Below are 16,157 nucleotides of genomic sequence, written 5' to 3'. Positions count from 1 at the left end.
CGAGGCTCCTCGTCAGACGTTCGGTGAGTAGTGCTCGGGTTTGCCCCGCTCCGAAAGCGGCGGAAGGTTCCTCGCGGGAGTCTCGACCAACGGCGCGTCCGGGGCCAGTTCGCCACGCTCGCGGCGCCAGCCGGCCCTCGCCCGCGGGTGGTAGCGGCGATCGCGCGGGACCAGCTTGAACACCGCATTGATCAGCTTCCCCACCCGGCGGTGCCGCCGCTCGTCGCGTTCGGTCCAGGTGTAGCCGAGCCGCTCGCGGATCGGCGGGTCGTACAGGCCGATCGTCAGCCAGACGAAGTTCCGCGCCACCTGCCCGCGCACGAGGTTCCACGCGAAATCCGGCAGCCAGGGCAGGAAATGCGGTTTGGCGATGTCCTGGATCTCGAGGACGTCACGCGTGGCCTTGTTGTCCTCCAGCACGTCCTCGCACATGCGCTTCCAATACAGCTGGAAGTCCTCCCACGACTCCGGCACCGGACGCATGCTCATGCCGTACATCTCGTACCACTGCACGTGTTCTTCGAAGAGTTTCCGCTTCTCGGCCTCGCCGATGCCACCGCAGAAGTTGTCGGCGATGAGGATCGCGCTCACGAAGAACGTCGAATGCGCCCAATAGAACGTGTCCGGGTTGAGCGCGTGATAGCGCCGCCCGTGTTTGTCGACGCCCTTGATCCGATCGTGGTAACCCCGCACCTCCAGCGCGGTCTGCCGCGCCCGCGGGCCGTCGTAGATCACTCCCCCGATCGGGTAGAGCGAGCGGAACAGCCGCTGCCAGCGTTCCTCGAAGAACCGCGAGTGCTCTTCGACGCCCGCGCCCAGCTCGGGGTGCATGTTCTGCATGGATCCGGCCCAGAGCGCGATGAGCAGCCCGCGCCAGTCGCCGAAGTACTTCCAGGTCAGCGAATCCGGTCCCAGCGGCCGCGGCTGTGTCATCCCCGGTCTCCTCAATGAGCTGGTTAAATTGACCACAACTGTTGTCAGGTTAAAGTTGACAACGGCCGTAGTCAACAAGAGGAGCCGATCATGGCCGGCCGCAGCTGGGCAGGCACGACCCTGGACGACCGCAAGGCCGCGAGGCGGGGACAACTCGTCGACGCGGGCCTCGACCTGCTCGGCACCCAGGGCAGCGCGGGGGTGAGCGTCCGCGCGGTGTGCCGCCACGCCAAGCTGACCGAGCGGTACTTCTACGAGAGCTTCACCGACCGCGAGGAACTGGTCGTCGCGGTCTACGAGCACATCGGAGAGCAGGCCCGGCAAGCGCTGGTCGACGCGGTGAGCGACACGGCCGAACCCGCCGAACGGGCGAAGGCGGCCGTCCGCGCCTTCGTCGAGTTGATGCTCGACGACCCGCGCAAGGGCCGGGTGCTCCTGCTCGCGCCGATCACCGATCCCGCGCTGACGACGCGCGGGATCGCGCTCCTCCCCTCGTTCGCCGAACTGGTCAGCGGGCAGCTGTCCCACGGTGACGCGGCCGAGCGGCAGATGACCTCGATCGGGCTGGTGGGCGCGCTGAGCAACGTGTTCATCGCCTACCTCGACGGCTCGCTCAAGGTGAGCCGCGAGCGCCTGATCGAGCATTGCGTCCGCCTCGTGCTCGGCGCCGACCGTCAACCCTGACCGCGTTCGGCGACCAGCTGCAGGGCGATGTCGATGATCATGTCCTCCTGCCCGCCCACGTACTTCGCGGCGCCGACGCGGTAGAGGATCTCGTGCGCCGGGACGTCGTAGCGTTCCGCGGCGCGTTCGGCGTGCAGGAGGAAACTCGAGTACACCCCGGCGAAACCCTGCACGATCGACGACCGGTCCATCACCGGCAGCCGCGTGATGTAGGGCTTCACGACGTTCTCGGCGGCGTCCATCAGCACGTCCTTGTCGACGCCCGTGCGGATCCCGAGCTTCTCGAAGGTCGCCGCGAGGACCTCGGTCGGCGAGTTGCCCGCGCCCGCGCCGAGCGCCACGAGCGAACCGTCGATCTGCCGCGCGCCCGCCCGGTACGCGAGCACCGAGTTCGCGACGCCGAAGCTCAGGTTCTGGTGCCCGTGGTAGCCGACCTGCGCCTCGTCCCCGAATTCCGCGACCAGCGCGGCGACGCGTTCGCCCGCGTCCTCGAGGATCAGCGCCCCGGCGGAGTCGACGACGTACACGCACTGGCACCCGGCGTCGACCATGATCCGGCCCTGTTCCGCCAGCGCCTCGGGCGTGGACATATGGGACAGCATCAGGAAACCGACCGTTTCCAGCCCGAGCTCGCGCGCCGCGCCGAAATGCTGGACGGAGACGTCGGCCTCGGTGCAGTGGGTCGCGATCCGGACCGCGCCTGCCCCGAGGTCCGCGGCCACCCGCAGGTCGCCGACCGTGCCGAGTCCCGGCAGCAACAGCACCGCGATCTTCGCCCGCCGCGCCTCGTCGACCGCCGCCTCGATCAGCTTCCGTTCGTCCACAAGGGAAAAGCCGTAGTTGAACGTCGAGCCGCCGAGCCCGTCGCCGTGGCTGACCTCGATCAGCGAGACCCCGGCGTCGTCCAGCGCCCGGACGGTGTCACGCACGTTCTTCTCGGTGAACTGATGCGCCATCGCGTGGCTGCCGTCGCGCAGACTGGTGTCGACCAGCCGGACCTCACGGTTCACGTCGTCCCAGCTCATGCCGCCACCTCATGGGTGGCCAGAAGGTCACCGACACGGGCGGCCGCGGCCGTCATGATGTCGAGGTTCCCGGCGTATTTCGGCAGGAAGTCCCCGTTCCCGGCGACCTCCAGGAACACCGCGACCCGCGCCTGCCCGCTCCAGCCCGGCCGGGGCGGGTCGTACTGCGGATCCGCTTTGAGCGTGTAGCCCGGCACGTAACCCTGGACGGTCTCGACCATCCGGTGGATGGATTCGCTCACCGCGTCGAAGTCCGCGTCCGGGTCGATCGCGCAGAACACCGTGTCGCGCATGATCATCGGCGGTTCGACCGGGTTGATGATGATGATCGCCTTGCCACGGCTCGCTCCCCCGACGAGTTCGATCCCGCGCGCCGTCGTGGCGGTGAACTCGTCGATGTTCGCGCGCGTGCCCGGCCCGGCCGAACGCGACGAGACGGACGCGACGATCTCGGCGTAGGGCACCGGCGTCACCCGCGACACCGCGTGCACGATCGGGATCGTGGCCTGGCCGCCGCAGGTGATGAGGTTGACGTTGGGCACGTCGAGCCGTTCGGGCAGGCCCACCGCGGGGCAGGTGAACGGGCCGACCGCGGCCGGGGTCAGGTCGATCGCGCGGATCCCGGCGGTGGCGTACCGCGGCGCGTTCGCCAGATGCGCTTTCGCCGAAGTCGCCTCGAAGACCAGGTCCGGCAGCTCGTCCCGCGACAGCAGCCAGTCGACACCACCGGCCGAGGTCTCCAGCCCGAGTTCCGCGGCCTTCGCCAACCCGTCCGAATCCGGGTCCACGCCGACCATGTACCGCACCTCGACGTGCTCGCTGCGCCTCAGCTTCGCGAGCAGGTCGGTGCCGATGTTCCCGGGACCGACGATCGCGGCCACCGCTTTCCGTTGCGCCATGCCAGGTGACGCTCCCCGAGCGGATAGGGCACACTCAACCCATGCGTGCCGCTGGGCGGAACGACGACACCGAACGAACCGGAGCGGACGGCCTCGTCGCCGCCCGGATCTCCGCGCTGCTCTCCGCCTTCCGGCCCGGCGACGACGCGCTCGGCGTCTCCGAGCTGGCACGGCGGACCGGGCTGGCGAAGTCCACCGTCCACCGGCTCACCGGCCATCTGGTCGCGACCGGTCTGCTCGAACGCGAGGGCGCGGCGTTGCGGCTCGGGCTCAAGCTGTTCGAGATCGGCCAGCTGGCCGTCCGGCGTCGCGGGCTGGTCGAGGCGGCGCGGCCGTATCTCGCGGATCTGCGTGAGGCGACCCGCAACACCGTGCACCTCGCCGTGCTGGAAGGCACCGAGGTGGTCTATCTCGACATCCTGCGGGGACCGGACGCGCCGTCGCTGCCGTCCCGGATCGGTGGCCGGTTCCCCGCGCACGCCACCGGCGTCGGCAAGGCGATCCTCGCCTTCTCCCCGGAATCCGTGGTGACACAAGTGATCGACGCAGGTTTGCCTCGCGTCAGCGTGCGGACGATCACCGCCGCCGGTCTGCTGCGCCGTCAGCTCGCCAAGATCCACGGCGAAGGGATCGCGTTCGAGCGGGAGGAGTCCGGCGTCGGCGTTGTCTGCGCCGCGAGCCCGCTGCTCGACGCGCACGGTGTCGCGGTGGCGGCGTTGTCGATCTCCGGCTGGGCGAATCGCATGCACACGAACCGCGTCGCGCCGGCCGTCCGGACCGCCGCTTTGGCTCTTTCCCGCACCCTGTAAGGGTTTACGCGACGAGCCCGCGGCGGGCCAGCTCCGGCCGCACCCCTTCGCCGAACCAGTACGCCTCTTCCAGATGCGGGTATCCGGACAGGACGAACTCCTCGATGCCGTGCGCGTGGTACTCCTCGATGAGGTCGGCCACCTCGCGGTGGCTGCCGACGAGCGCGGTGCCCGCTCCACCGCGCACCAGGCCGATCCCGGCCCATAGATTCGGGTACACCTCCAGACCGTGGACGCCGCCGTCGGTCTTCCCGCCGTGCAGCGCGGCCATCCGTTGCTGGCCGACGGATTCGCTGGCGGACAACTGTTCCTGGGTGTGGGCGATCCGCTCCGGGTCGATCGCGTCCAGCAGTTTCCCCGCCTCCGCCCAGGCTTCCGCCGACGTGTCACGGGAAAGCGTGTGCAGCCGGATGCCGAAGCGGATCTTGCGCCCCTGCTCCTCGGCGAGTTCGCGTACCTTGGCGATCTTCTCGGCGACCTGCGCGGGCGGCTCGCCCCAGGTCAGGTAGACGTCGGCGTGTGCCGCCGCGACCGGCAGCGCCGCCGCGGACGACCCGCCGAAGTAGATCGGCGGGACCGGATCCGGCGCCGCGCGCGTGGTCGCGCCCTCGACCTTGAGATGCTCGCCGTCGAAATCGAACGGCTTGCCACTCCACACTCCGCGCACGATCTCGAGGAACTCGCCGGTGCGGGCGTAGCGCTCGTCGTGGTCGTGCCAGTCGCCGAACCGGCGCTGCTCGACCGCGTCGCCGCCGGTGACGACGTTGAGCAGCACGCGCCCCTGCGAGATCCGCTGGAACGTGCCGGCCATCTGCGCGGCCAGCGTCGGCGAGATCGTCCCTGGCCGGAACGCGACGAGGAACTTGAGGCTGCGCGTCTCGCGGATCAGCGCGGCCGTCGTCAGCCAGGCGTCCTCGCACCAGGTGCCGGTCGGCGTCAGCACGCCTTCGAAGCCGTTGGCCTCGGCAGCGCGAGCGACCTGGGCGAGATAGTCGAGGCTCGGCTCACGCGCGGAGGACGCTCCGGCGGCGCGGCTGGCGTGGAAGTGCTCGACTATCGTCCGGCCGTCCCCGGTGGTGGGCAGGAACCAATGCAGCTTGAGCGTCACGGTTCCGAGCTTCGGCTTCCGGGGCGGGCCGGGTCAATCGGCGGGCTCCGCGTCCCGCGATCTGGACGCATTTAGTCCTCTGGATGCGCCTCAGCCGCCGAACATCAGCCGCCATTCCTCCAGCGACTTCGGCTGGAACACGAAGTTCGTGTCCTTCACCCGCGACAGGTTCGCCGACGGCTCGGCGGAGTACTGGTGCCCCGGGTAGACGACCGGATCGCCGTCCAGCCCGGCCAGCCACTGCAGGCTCCGGTAGATGGCTTCCGCGTCACCGCCCGGGAAATCGGTCCGGCCGCAGCCTTCGAGGAACAGTGTGTCGCCCGAGACGAGCTTCCCGTCGACCAGGAAGCACTGGCTGCCCGGGGTGTGGCCCGGCGTGTGCAGCAGCCGGATCGGCACCGCGCCGACCTCAACGACCTCGTCGTGCTCGTGCGAACGCAGGTCCGTGCCGGAGACGCCGGTGATGCGGCGGACCCACTCGGCTTCCGCGCCGTTGACGTGGATCGGCACTTGGACGCGTTCCAGCAGTTCCGCGATGCCCGGCAGCGAGAACCCCATCATCTCGCCACCGACGTGGTCGGGATGGTGATGCGTGGCGAGGACGCCGGTCAGCCGCATGCCGTCGGCTTCCAGCAGGTCCAGCAGATCGCCCACGGCGTACGCCGGGTCGACGATGACGGCCTCGTTCGTCTCCCGGTCGCCGATCAGATACGCGAAGTTGACCATCTGCGTCGCGACGGGATCCCCCACCGCGAAGTCGCGGCCCGCGAGCAACTGCCGGAAGTACAGCCTGTCAGCCATGGCGCACACCTTACGGTGCTATTCGCCGGTGGTTCCGTCGGCCAGCTCCCGCAAGACGTCCAGATGCCCGACGTGGCGCGCGGTCTCCTGAAGGACGTGGGCGAGCACCCAGCGCACGGTGAACTTCCCCGACCTGCGCGCCCGGTCGTCCGGCGAGACCCCCGCCAGCGACGACTCCGACAACGCCCACTCGGCGCGGTACGCCTCGACGACCGAGCGGGGATCGTCGTCCTCGGACAGATCCCAGCTCGGATCCGGTGAGCCTTCCCACAGCGACGGCAGGTCGGCGCCGCCCGCCTCGATCGAAAGCCACCAGCGTTCCACCGCGGTCAGATGTTTGAGCACTCCCAGCGCGCTCATTCGCGGGGACGACGGCAAGGGTGTCGCGGCCGCCTGGTCCCTGGTCAGCCCGGCGACCTTGTTGACCGCCGTCGCGCGGAGGAAACGCAGGAAGTCCCACTGGATCCCGGTCTCGTCCTCGGCGATCCGGTCCGGCCAGGCCCGCTCCACCGGCTCGGCGGTTCTCGAACTCGTGTTCGACATGCGCTCACCCTACACATCCGGCGAACTCGCGTGATCAGACGGCGAACTCGCGTGATTGAGCGGCGAACTCGCGTGATTGAAGGCGGAACTCGCGTGATCACGCGAGGGCATCACAGGGCTAGGCTCGTTTCATGTGGTGGGGATTGATCTGCGCGTTCTTCGCGGCCTGTGCCTACGGCGTCGCTTCGGTGATGCAGGCGATCGCCGCGAAGGCGACTTCGGGCACCGAAGACCGAGTCGATCCCCGGTTGCTCGTGCGGGTGCTGCGGCAGTGGAAGTTCGTCGCGGGCCTGGCGCTGGACGTCATCGGGTTCGTCGCCCAGGTCGCGGCCCTGCGCGTGCTGCCGCTTTTCGTGGTCCAGGCGGCGCTCGCGGGCAGTCTCGCGGTGACCGCGGTCGCCGCGCGCACGCTCGGCGTCCGGCTGGGCCGTCGCGAGTGGACGGCGGTCGCGGTCGTCTGCGCCGGGCTCGCGTTGCTCGGGATGTCGGCGGAGAGCGAGGGTTCGGAGCCGACCGGGCTGGGTTTCCGGCTCGTGCTGATCGGCGCGGTGGTCGTCCTCGGCACGGCCGGGATGTTCGCCGGCCGCGCGGCACGGCGGATCCGGACACCGGCGCTGGGCCTGATCGCGGGTCTGTGCTTCGGTGTCGTCGCGCTTTCCGGCCGCGCGCTCACCAGCCTCGCCCCGCTGGATCTGCTGACCGACCCCGCCACGTACACGCTGGGTGTGGCGGGCGCGCTGGCGATGTTGTTCTACGCCACCGCGTTGCAACGCGGCAGTGTCACCACCTCGACCGCGATGATGGTGATCGGTGAGACCGTCTTCCCGTCCCTGATCGGCGTGCTCGTACTGGGCGACACCACGCGCCCGGGTTTTGCGGCCGTGGCGGTCGTCGGCTTCGCGCTCGCGGTCTCCGCGGCGCTCGCGTTGGCCCGCTTCGGCGAGCCCGCGCCGATCGAGCCGGTCAGCGCGCAGCCCGGCTGACCCCGCGCCGGGAAACCAGCAGCCAGGCCAGGTACAGCCCACCGATCGCCCCGGTCACCAGGCCGACAGGCAGACCCGCCAAGAACTGCTGGGTGACCAGATCACTCGTCACCAGCAGGAGCATGCCCATCAGCGCGGCGGCGGCGAGCCCCGGGCCCGAAGACCGGGTGAGGCGCTTCGACAGCTGCGGCGCGGCGAGGGCCAGGAACGCGATCGGCCCGGCGGCCGCCGTCGCGATCGAACACAGTCCGACACTCACACCGAGCAGCACGATCCGGCTCCGCTGGACCGGCACGCCGAGCCCCATGGCCGAATCGTCGCCCATCTCCAGCAGGGAAAGCCTTCTGCCGTAGACGAACCCGGGCGGCAGCAGGACGGCGATGGCGATCGCGACCGGGACGACGTGCTCCCAGCCACGTCCGTTGAGCCCGCCGACCAGCCAGGCCTGCGCCGCGAGCCCGTCCTGCCAGGCGGCCCTGGTGATCAGATAGGAGTTGAACGCGATGAGCATCGCGTTCACGCCGATGCCGACGAGGATCAGGCGGAAGGTGTGCACGCCGCCCTTCAGCGCGAGCAGCGCGATCAACGCCGCCGTCGCGACGCCGCCGACCAGCGCGCCCAGCGAAACCTGGAGCATGCCGCCGTGCACCACGATGATCATCAGCAGCGCCCCGGCCGCGGCGCCTTCGGTGAAGCCGATGAAATCGGGGCTGCCCAAGGGATTCCCGGACAGGCTCTGCAGGATCGCGCCGCTGACCGCGAGCGCGCCGCCGACCAGCAGGGCGGTCAGCAGCCGGGGCAGCCGCAGGGTGGTCACGATGAACTCGGTGGCCCGGTCGCCGAAACCGAACAGCGTCTGGATGACCTCGCCGACGGACAGGGGGTAGTCGCCGGTGGTCATGCTGACCGCGCCGACGAAGAACACGGCGACGGCCAGCAGGGTGACGACGATCGCCGCCCGCGGGGTGACGCGCAGGGAAAGCCCGCCGCCCGGGGTGCGCAGGACGCGGGTGCTCATCCGGGGATGCTCCTTGATCGCGTTCACAGGCGGGCCAGCTTCCGGCGGCGGCACAGCGCGATGAACACCGGCGCCCCGAGGAACGCGACGACGATCCCCGCCTGCAGTTCCTCCGGCGGGTTCAGCACGCGGCCGACGACGTCGGCGCCGATCAGCGCGATCGGCGCGAGCAGCATCGAGTACGGCAGCACCCAGCGCTGATCCGGGCCGACCAGCATCCGCGCGGCGTGCGGAATGGCGAGCCCGAGGAACAGGACCGGTCCGATCGCCGCGGTGCCCGCGCCGCAAAGCAGCATCACCACGACCGCACCCAGCACCCGGGTGCGGCCGACATGGGCGCCGAGCGCCTTGCCGGTCTGGTCGCCGAGCGCGAGGACGTTGAGCGGGCGGGCGAGCAGCAGCGCGATGATCACGCCGAGTACGACGAACGGCGAGATCTGCAGGAACACGTCCCATTTGCGGCCGCTGAGCGAGCCGACGTTCCAGAACCGGAACTGGTTGAACGTCTCCGGCATCAGCAGCAGCACACCGACGATGTACGCCTGCAGCACCGCCATCACGGCCGAGCCGGCGAGCACCAGGCGGTCCGGTGTGGCGCTGCGCCCCGCCGAGCCGAGGGCGTACACCACGACCGAGGCGATCGCGGCTCCGGCGAAGGCGAACCAGATGTAGCCGAGCACGCTGGTGACACCGGCGAACGCGATCCCCGACACGACGGCGGCCGAGGCACCGGTGTTGACGCCGAGCAGGCCGGGGTCGGCGAGCGGGTTCCTGGTGAGCGCCTGCATCACCGCGCCCGCGAGGCCGAGCGCCGCCCCGACGACCAGGCCCAGCAGGGTCCGCGGGATGCGGAGGTCGTGGATGATCACCGCGTCGGTCGAGCCGTCGTTGTGCCACAGCACCGACCAGGTGGAGGTGAACGGGATGCTCTTCGACCCCACCCAGATGCTGAGCAGGAAGACGAGCGCCAGCAGCGCGAGCCCGATCACCAGACCGCCGGCGCGGAACGTCCGTGCCGCCGCGCTGGGCGGGGACGCCGCTTCGGGCGGGCGTTCGGTGACGACCACGGGACCTCCTTCGAGTGAGGCGAGGCTAACCGAACGCCGGAGTTCACCTCAACGAGCTACCTACTTAGACTAGCCTTACCTACTCCCCACTAGGAGGCGCCGGTGACCGCAACGGCCACCACCAGCCGAAGCGTCCTGCGCCAGGCGATTTCCGGGCAACGACGGCAGGTCACGCTCGCGTCCGTGCTCGCCGCCGGGCACCAGGGCGGCGAAGCACTCGTCCCGGTGATCATCGGCGTGGTGATCGACCAGGCGGTCGACGGCGGTTCCGTGGGCACACTCGTGTTCTGGCTCGCCGTGCTCGCCGTGGTCTTCGCGGGACTGTCCTACAGCTACCGGTTCGCCGCGCGCGCGGCCGAAGGCGCGTCGCTGCGGGCCGCGCACGACCTCCGCATCGCGATCAGCCGCCGGGTCCTGCATCCCGGCGGTGGCGCCGAAAACGGCAAGCTCGCCGGGGAACTGGTCAACATCGGCACCAGCGACGCGCAACGCGTCGGCGTGGTGAACGCGGTGCTGCCGTTCGGGATCGCGGCGCTGGCCGGAGTGCTGGTCAGCGCGGTCGCCCTCCTGCGCATCTCGCTTCCGCTGGGTCTCCTCGTACTGCTGGGCACGCCACCGCTGCTGTACCTCGCGCATCTCATCGGCAAACCGCTCGAACGCCGCAGTGAGGCGGAACAGGAACGGTCCGCGCACGCCTCGGGGGTCGCCACGGACCTGGTGTCCGGCTTGCGGGTGCTCAAAGGCATCGGCGCCGAACCCGCGGCCGTCGCCCGCTACCGCGACACGAGCCAGGACTCGCTCAAGGCGACGCTGCGCGCCGCGCGGGCCAAGGCCTGGCACGACGGCGCGGTGCTCGCGCTGACCGGCGTCTTCATCGCGATCGTCGCCCTCGTCGGCGGGCATCTCGCGTCGTCGGGTTCGATCAGCGTCGGCGACCTCGTCGCGGCCGTCGGGCTCGCCCAGTTCCTGCTCACGCCGTTCCTGATCTTCTCGTGGGTCAACGGCGAACTGGCACAGGGCCGCGCCTCCGCGTCCCGGGTCGCCGACCTGTTGACCACACCCGCCGCGGTGGAATCGGGCGACGGCGAACTCCCGTCGCCCACCGCCGGTAACGTGCGGCTCTCCGCGGTCTCGTACGGCAGCCTTCGCGGTGTCGACCTCGACATCCCGGCCGGGCAGCTGATCGGTGTCGTCGCCGCGGATCCGGCCGCCGCGACCGATCTGCTCGACTGCCTCGGCCGCGCGGGCGATCCCGCCGAGGGCAGGGTCGACGTCGACGGCGTTGATCTGTCCACTGTGGACCCCGAACGGGTGCGGGAGGTCGTCCTGGTCGCGGCGCACGACGCGGACCTGTTCGAAGGGACGCTCGCGGAGAACGTCCACGCCGGCGACCGCCCGCTCGACGAGGCACTGGCCGCGTCGGCGGCGGACGAGGTCGCCGCCGCGCTGCCGGACGGCACCGGGACCGCGGTCACCGAACGCGGACGTTCCCTGTCCGGCGGCCAGCGGCAACGGGTCGCGCTCGCCCGCGCGCTCGCCGCGGACGCGCCGGTGCTCGTCGTCCACGATCCGACGACGGCGGTCGACACGGTGACCGAGGCGAAGATCGCCACCGGGCTCGCCCGGCTACGACGAGGACGGACCACGATCCTGGTGACCACGAGCCCCGCCCTGCTCTCCGTGGCGGACCGCGTCGTCGTGCTCGACGGCGGCCGGATCACCGGCGAAGGCGGTCATGCCGAACTCGTCCGCGATCGCGCCGACTACCGCGCGGCGGTGCTGTCATGACCCGCGAACTCCTGCCCACCGCCGACGGCAAGCGGATCCGGGCTGTCCTCGGTGAACTGCTCCGGACGTCGAAGGCCCGTGCGGCGGGCGCGCTCACGATGCTCGTCGGCGCCACCGCGATCGGGCTGCTCACCGCCCGCCTGCTCGGCCACATCGTCGACCTGGTCATCGAAAAACGACCGGCCATCGAACTGGCGACACCGGTGGTGGCGCTGGTCCTGGTCGCCGTCGCACAGGCGATCGCGACGGCGCTGGGTGTCTCGCTCACCGCGAAACTCGGCGAAACACTGCTGGCGGACCTGCGCGAACGGTTCGTCGACCGCGCGCTGGGGCTCCCGCTGGAACAGATCGAACGCGCGGGCTCCGGCGACCTCACCGCCCGCGTCACCAACGACGTCACGGTGGTCGCGAGGGCGGTCCGCGAAGCCCTTCCCGAGCTGGGCCGCTCGGTGCTCACCATCGTGCTGACGCTCGGCGCGCTCGCCGTCCTGGACTGGCGGTTCCTGCTGGCCGCGCTGCTGGCGGCGCCGATCCAGCTGCACACCGTGCGCTGGTACGTCCGCAACGCCGTCCCGTTGTACGCGAAGCAGCGGATCGCGACGGGTTCGCAGCAGCAGCAACTGCTCGACACGATCGGCGGCGCGAAAACCGTCCGCGCGTTCCGGCTCGCCGACGCCCACGTGGAGCGTGTGCGGCAGCGGTCCGAGGGAGCGATGGACCTGATGCTGCGCGGCGTCCGGCTGATGACGAAGTTCTTCGCCCGCCTCAACCTCGCCGAGTTCATCGGTCTCTCGGCCGTGCTCGCGGCCGGTTTCCTGCTGGTGGGCGCGGACGCGGTGACCGTCGGCGCGGCGACGGCGGCGGCGTTGTACTTCCACAGCCTGTTCGGCCCGATCAACACCGCTCTCGCCTTGGTGGACGACGCGCAAGCGGCCGCCGCGAGTCTCGCCAGGCTGATCGGCGTCGCCGACCTGCCCGCGCCGCGCGAACCCGAGCGGCCCGCGAGGCCCGTCGACGCGTCGGTGAAGGCGGCCGGGATCTCCCATTCCTATGTGGACGGACATCCGGTGTTGCGGGACGTCGACCTCGACCTCTCCCCCGGTGAGCGGGTCGCGCTGGTCGGGGCGAGCGGGGCCGGGAAGACGACGCTGGCCAAGCTGATCGCCGGGATCCACGCCCCGGCTTCGGGAACGATCTGCGTCGGCGGGGTCCCCCTCGACGAGCTCGGGCCGTCCGCCACGCGGCGGGCGGTCGCGCTGATCAGCCAGGAGGTGCACGTCTTCGCCGGCTCGCTGGCGGACGATCTCCGGCTGGCCCGTCCAGACGCGTCCGACGCGGACCTGGTGGCAGCACTGGAAAAGGTCGGCGCACGGGGTTGGGCGGAGGCGCTGGGTCTCGCGACCGTCGTCGGCGAGGGCGGGCATCGGCTGACGGTGACCCAAGCGCAGCAGCTGGCGCTGGCGCGGCTGGTACTCGCGGATCCGCCGATCGCGATCCTCGACGAGGCCACCGCGGAAGCCGGGAGCGCGGGCGCGAAAGTCCTCGAGGCCGCGGCGGCCGCCGCCCTGGAGGGACGGACCGGTCTCGTCGTCGCACACCGGCTGACGCAGGCGGCGGCGTCGGACCGCGTCGTCGTGCTCGACGCGGGCGTGATCGTCGAAAGCGGGACACACGACGAACTGGTGGCCGCGGGTGGTCAATACGCAACGCTTTGGGCGGCCTGGTCGGACAACCGTTCACAGACGTGATCCGGGACGCAGCGTCACCGGTTGCAATCGGCCGGTCGGCGTCTTAGGTTAGCCAAACCTGATTCTCGATTAATCCGGCATACCGCCGGACCTCCGATCACGAAGGACGGATGATGGCCCGAATCCCCACCCTCTCCGCCGCGCGAGGGCGCCTGAAGACCGCCGGTGTACTGGCGTCCGCCCTGGTGCTGGCCGCCTCGCTCACCGCGTGCGGAGGAGGCGGCGAGTCGGCCACCCCGGCCGCGCAGAACTCCGCCGGCTCCGCGGTCGACGCGAACGCGTTCCCGACCACCATCGAGCACAAATACGGCAGCACCACCATCACCCAGGAGCCCAAACGCGTCGTCACGGTCGGCCTGACCGAACAGGACGCGCTGCTCGCCCTCGGCGTGGTCCCGGTCGGCGTCACCGAATGGCTCGGCAAGTTCCCCGGCACGATCGGCCCGTGGGCGACAGACAAGCTCGGCGGTGCCGCGCTGCCCGAGGTGCTCAAGGACGTGGACGGGCCGCAGTACGAGAAGATCGCCGCGCTGAAGCCGGATCTGATCATCGCATTGTACTCCGGGCTCACCAAGGAGCAGTACGACAAGCTGAGCCAGATCGGCGTCCCGGTCGTCGCGCAGCCCAAGGAGTACAACGACTACGGCATCCCGTGGAACGAGGCGACCAAGAAGGTCGGCCAGGCCGTCGGGCGCGCCACCAAGGCGAACGAACTGGTCAAGGCCGTCGAGGACAAGTTCGCCCAGGCTCGCAAGGAGCACCCGGAGTTCGCGGGCAAGTCGGCGCTGATGGCGTCGACCTACGAGGGCTACTTCGTCTACGGCAGCCAGGACGGCCGCTCGCACATCCTCGAATCGCTCGGTTTCAAGCTGCCCGCCGACCTCGACGCCGTCATCGGTGACAAGTTCGGCAAGAGCCTCAGCGCCGAACGGACCGACCTCCTCGACCGCGACGCGCTCGTGTGGCTGATCGACACCCCGGCCAAGGCGCAGGAGATCCTCGGCAAGGACGCGCTCTACACCGGCCTCAAGGTGGCGAAGGAAAAGCGCGAGGTCTTCATCGAGAACGAAGGCAACTACGGCAGCGCGGTCTCCTTCGTGACCGTGCTGAGCCTGCCTTACGTGATCGACCGGATCGTCCCGCAGCTTTCCGCGGCGGTCGACGGTGACCCGAAGACCGAGGTCAAGCCGGCCAGCTGAGCCTTTGGCCGTTGCGCGTGAAGGCCTCCTTCCCTCGGCTGAGCCGAGGGAAGGAGGCCTTCACGCGCTATCGGGCACGTGCTCCGGCCCGAACCGGCGCTTTCGCGTGTCTGACCGGACGACACACGTGATCAGATGGACGACACGCTCGCGGCCGCCGCGAGCCGTCCGTCCAATCACGCGTGTCGTCCGCCCGAACACGTGTGCCCTCCCGCCAGTCACGCGAGTCCTTTGGTTCTCATGAGAGGTAAGCAAAGGTGGCGCATCCGTGCCGATCAGGCGTCCGATTGATGCCTTGATATCCGTATCCATGCAGGGTCGTGAGTGATAAGGAGGGTTAGAACCACCCAAAACACTCACGACCCCCGCACAAAGCGACCAGATCGGCCGTTTGCCCCCGGGGCATCCTTTGTGGACGGTCAAAGGTCACGAGGGCGGGAGTTGTGCAGCGGCACGGTGATCTGCTTCAGCCAGGTCTTCGTGGTGAAGTCGCGGGCCTTGATCACCACCGAGCCCGACGAGACCTCGACCTGCAGTCCCTGGTTGAACGCACCGCCGAGGGACACTTCCCCGCCCTTGCCGTCATCCGTCCACCCGGTCTGAACGGCCGCGGTGTTGACCACGGTGAACCCTTCGAGGTTGCCGGTGCCCGGGACCACCCGGCGGACCACCCAGTCCGACAGGTTGAGATCCCAGTGCGTGTGCCCGGAGAACAGGAACACGTCCCGGTGACGGCCGAGAATCGAAAGCAGCCGGTCGGGCTGGAGGTAGTCGGACCGGTAGAGCTTGTTGTGCGTACCGGAAACCGTGTTGGGCAACGGATGATGGGTCAGCACCATCACCGGGCTGCGCCGGTTCGACCAGTACCGAAGCCGTTGCTCCAGCCAGGTGAACTGGGCGTCGCTCATCCAGACCTCGTCCCACAGCTTGGGGTCGTGGTACTTCGCGTACCGCTCGGTCCCGAGGCAGAGCACCGGAACCCCGCCGAACGACGTCTCGCTGTAGACCGTGTTGCGGCCCGCGAACCGGTAGAAACTGCGGAACAGCGAGTCCTCGGTCGTCCCGTTGGGCCAGGTCTCCTGGGCGAGGGTGTCGGGATCGCGCCATTTCGGGACGTAGAACTCGTGGTTGCCGATGGCCCACGCGACCTCGCGCGGATGCGGGTGCTTGTCGAAGGTCGAACGGAGTTGGGCGTACTCGAAGTCGTAGCCGCGCGGGGTGAGGTCACCCGCGATACCGAGGCCCGCGCTGCCCGGGTTGATCGCGTGCAGGTCGTCGAGCGCCTTGCCGAAATCGGTCAGGTCACCCTGGATGTCGCTGAGGATGTTGAAGCGGACGACAGGCCCGCGTGGCCCCCACTTCCCCTGCGCCTCGGCCTGTCCCGGCAGCATCGTCACTCCCGCGGCCGCACCACCGGCGGCCACCATGAACGCTCTTCGATCCATAACCCGAACGCTACTCACGTTTTATGGCCGGATTCGGTCGTGCTTCTGAACAACGCAAGTCCGTGAAGGCCTCCTTGAGGGACCAGGAGTCCCTCAAGGAGGCCTTC

General features: G+C 69.8%; 15 protein-coding genes. 6 read left to right on the top strand and 9 right to left on the bottom strand.

Features of this window, described 5'->3' with window-relative positions; genetic code table 11:
• Nucleotides 1-12 precede the first annotated feature (12 nt).
• Nucleotides 13-933 (bottom strand): oxygenase MpaB family protein, encoded by a 921-nt coding sequence (locus tag ED92_RS12655; RefSeq protein ID WP_037337228.1) that lies wholly within the window; start codon nt 931-933, stop codon nt 13-15.
• A 90-nt stretch (nt 934-1,023) separates the two neighbouring features.
• Between ED92_RS12655 and ED92_RS12650 the strand changes: the two genes are divergently transcribed.
• Nucleotides 1,024-1,617 carry a TetR/AcrR family transcriptional regulator gene (locus ED92_RS12650; protein ID WP_016334041.1) on the top strand — a complete coding sequence of 198 codons (594 nt, stop codon included), beginning with the start codon at nt 1,024-1,026 and terminating at the stop codon, nt 1,615-1,617.
• Here the strand turns inward: ED92_RS12650 and dmpG are convergent.
• Together dmpG and ED92_RS12640 are read right to left on the bottom strand one after the other, a co-directional pair.
• The gene (dmpG, locus tag ED92_RS12645) at nt 1,608-2,642 is read right to left on the bottom strand and encodes a 4-hydroxy-2-oxovalerate aldolase (RefSeq protein WP_037337223.1); all 1,035 of its coding nucleotides are present in this window, start codon (nt 2,640-2,642) and stop codon (nt 1,608-1,610) included. The genes ED92_RS12650 and dmpG overlap by 10 nt on opposite strands.
• On the bottom strand, nt 2,639-3,541 hold the full coding sequence (locus tag ED92_RS12640) for an acetaldehyde dehydrogenase (acetylating) (protein WP_037337221.1): 903 nt from the start codon (nt 3,539-3,541) through the stop codon (nt 2,639-2,641). Before ED92_RS12640 ends, dmpG begins: the two co-directional genes overlap by 4 nt.
• 41 nt (nt 3,542-3,582) lie before the next feature.
• Here ED92_RS12640 and ED92_RS12635 point away from each other — a divergent pair, with 41 nt between their 5' ends.
• Complete coding sequence (locus ED92_RS12635) at nt 3,583-4,350, top strand: IclR family transcriptional regulator (protein WP_037337219.1); 768 nt, start codon at nt 3,583-3,585, stop codon at nt 4,348-4,350.
• A gap of 4 nt (nt 4,351-4,354) precedes the next feature.
• On the opposite strand, the gene ED92_RS12630 is transcribed toward ED92_RS12635, so the two are convergent.
• The 3 genes from ED92_RS12630 to ED92_RS12620 form a co-directional block, all read right to left on the bottom strand.
• Nucleotides 4,355-5,458 (bottom strand): LLM class flavin-dependent oxidoreductase, encoded by a 1,104-nt coding sequence (locus ED92_RS12630; protein ID WP_037337216.1) that lies wholly within the window; start codon nt 5,456-5,458, stop codon nt 4,355-4,357.
• 90 nt (nt 5,459-5,548) lie between these two features.
• Nucleotides 5,549-6,259 carry an MBL fold metallo-hydrolase gene (locus ED92_RS12625; protein ID WP_037337214.1) on the bottom strand — a complete coding sequence of 237 codons (711 nt, stop codon included), beginning with the start codon at nt 6,257-6,259 and terminating at the stop codon, nt 5,549-5,551.
• Nucleotides 6,260-6,277: 18 nt separating this feature from the next.
• Nucleotides 6,278-6,802 (bottom strand): DinB family protein, encoded by a 525-nt coding sequence (locus tag ED92_RS12620; protein WP_037337212.1) that lies wholly within the window; start codon nt 6,800-6,802, stop codon nt 6,278-6,280.
• 131 nt (nt 6,803-6,933) lie between these two features.
• Between ED92_RS12620 and ED92_RS12615 the strand changes: the two genes are divergently transcribed.
• The gene (locus ED92_RS12615) at nt 6,934-7,785 is read left to right on the top strand and encodes a DMT family transporter (protein WP_037337210.1); all 852 of its coding nucleotides are present in this window, start codon (nt 6,934-6,936) and stop codon (nt 7,783-7,785) included.
• Here the strand turns inward: ED92_RS12615 and ED92_RS12610 are convergent.
• Both ED92_RS12610 and ED92_RS12605 read right to left on the bottom strand, forming a co-directional pair.
• On the bottom strand, nt 7,766-8,803 hold the full coding sequence (locus ED92_RS12610; protein WP_052120697.1) for an iron chelate uptake ABC transporter family permease subunit: 1,038 nt from the start codon (nt 8,801-8,803) through the stop codon (nt 7,766-7,768). The two genes, ED92_RS12615 and ED92_RS12610, sit on opposite strands and share 20 nt — an antisense overlap.
• 23 nt (nt 8,804-8,826) lie before the next feature.
• Nucleotides 8,827-9,870: an iron ABC transporter permease gene (locus ED92_RS12605; RefSeq protein WP_037337204.1), complete on the bottom strand. Its 1,044-nt coding sequence runs from the start codon at nt 9,868-9,870 to the stop codon at nt 8,827-8,829.
• Between the two features lie 102 nt (nt 9,871-9,972).
• Between ED92_RS12605 and ED92_RS12600 the strand changes: the two genes are divergently transcribed.
• From ED92_RS12600 to ED92_RS12590, 3 genes are all read left to right on the top strand, one after another.
• Nucleotides 9,973-11,658 (top strand): ABC transporter ATP-binding protein, encoded by a 1,686-nt coding sequence (locus ED92_RS12600; RefSeq protein WP_037337200.1) that lies wholly within the window; start codon nt 9,973-9,975, stop codon nt 11,656-11,658.
• Nucleotides 11,655-13,406, top strand: coding sequence for an ABC transporter ATP-binding protein (locus ED92_RS12595; protein ID WP_037337197.1), 1,752 nt, complete (start codon nt 11,655-11,657; stop codon nt 13,404-13,406). The genes ED92_RS12600 and ED92_RS12595 overlap by 4 nt, the downstream gene beginning before the upstream one ends.
• Before the next feature lie 113 nt (nt 13,407-13,519).
• Nucleotides 13,520-14,605: an iron-siderophore ABC transporter substrate-binding protein gene (locus ED92_RS12590; RefSeq protein WP_037339881.1), complete on the top strand. Its 1,086-nt coding sequence runs from the start codon at nt 13,520-13,522 to the stop codon at nt 14,603-14,605.
• A 419-nt stretch (nt 14,606-15,024) separates the two neighbouring features.
• Here the strand turns inward: ED92_RS12590 and ED92_RS12585 are convergent, their stop codons facing one another.
• The gene (locus ED92_RS12585) at nt 15,025-16,050 is read right to left on the bottom strand and encodes a metallophosphoesterase (protein ID WP_235213259.1); all 1,026 of its coding nucleotides are present in this window, start codon (nt 16,048-16,050) and stop codon (nt 15,025-15,027) included.
• Between the last annotated feature and the right edge of the window lie 107 nt (nt 16,051-16,157).

Source organism: Amycolatopsis sp. MJM2582 (assembly GCF_000754115.1).
Lineage (GTDB): Bacteria > Actinomycetota > Actinomycetes > Mycobacteriales > Pseudonocardiaceae > Amycolatopsis > Amycolatopsis japonica.
The sequence above is the reverse complement of the archived record's forward strand: the minus strand, read 5'-3'. Positions and strand labels throughout refer to the sequence as shown.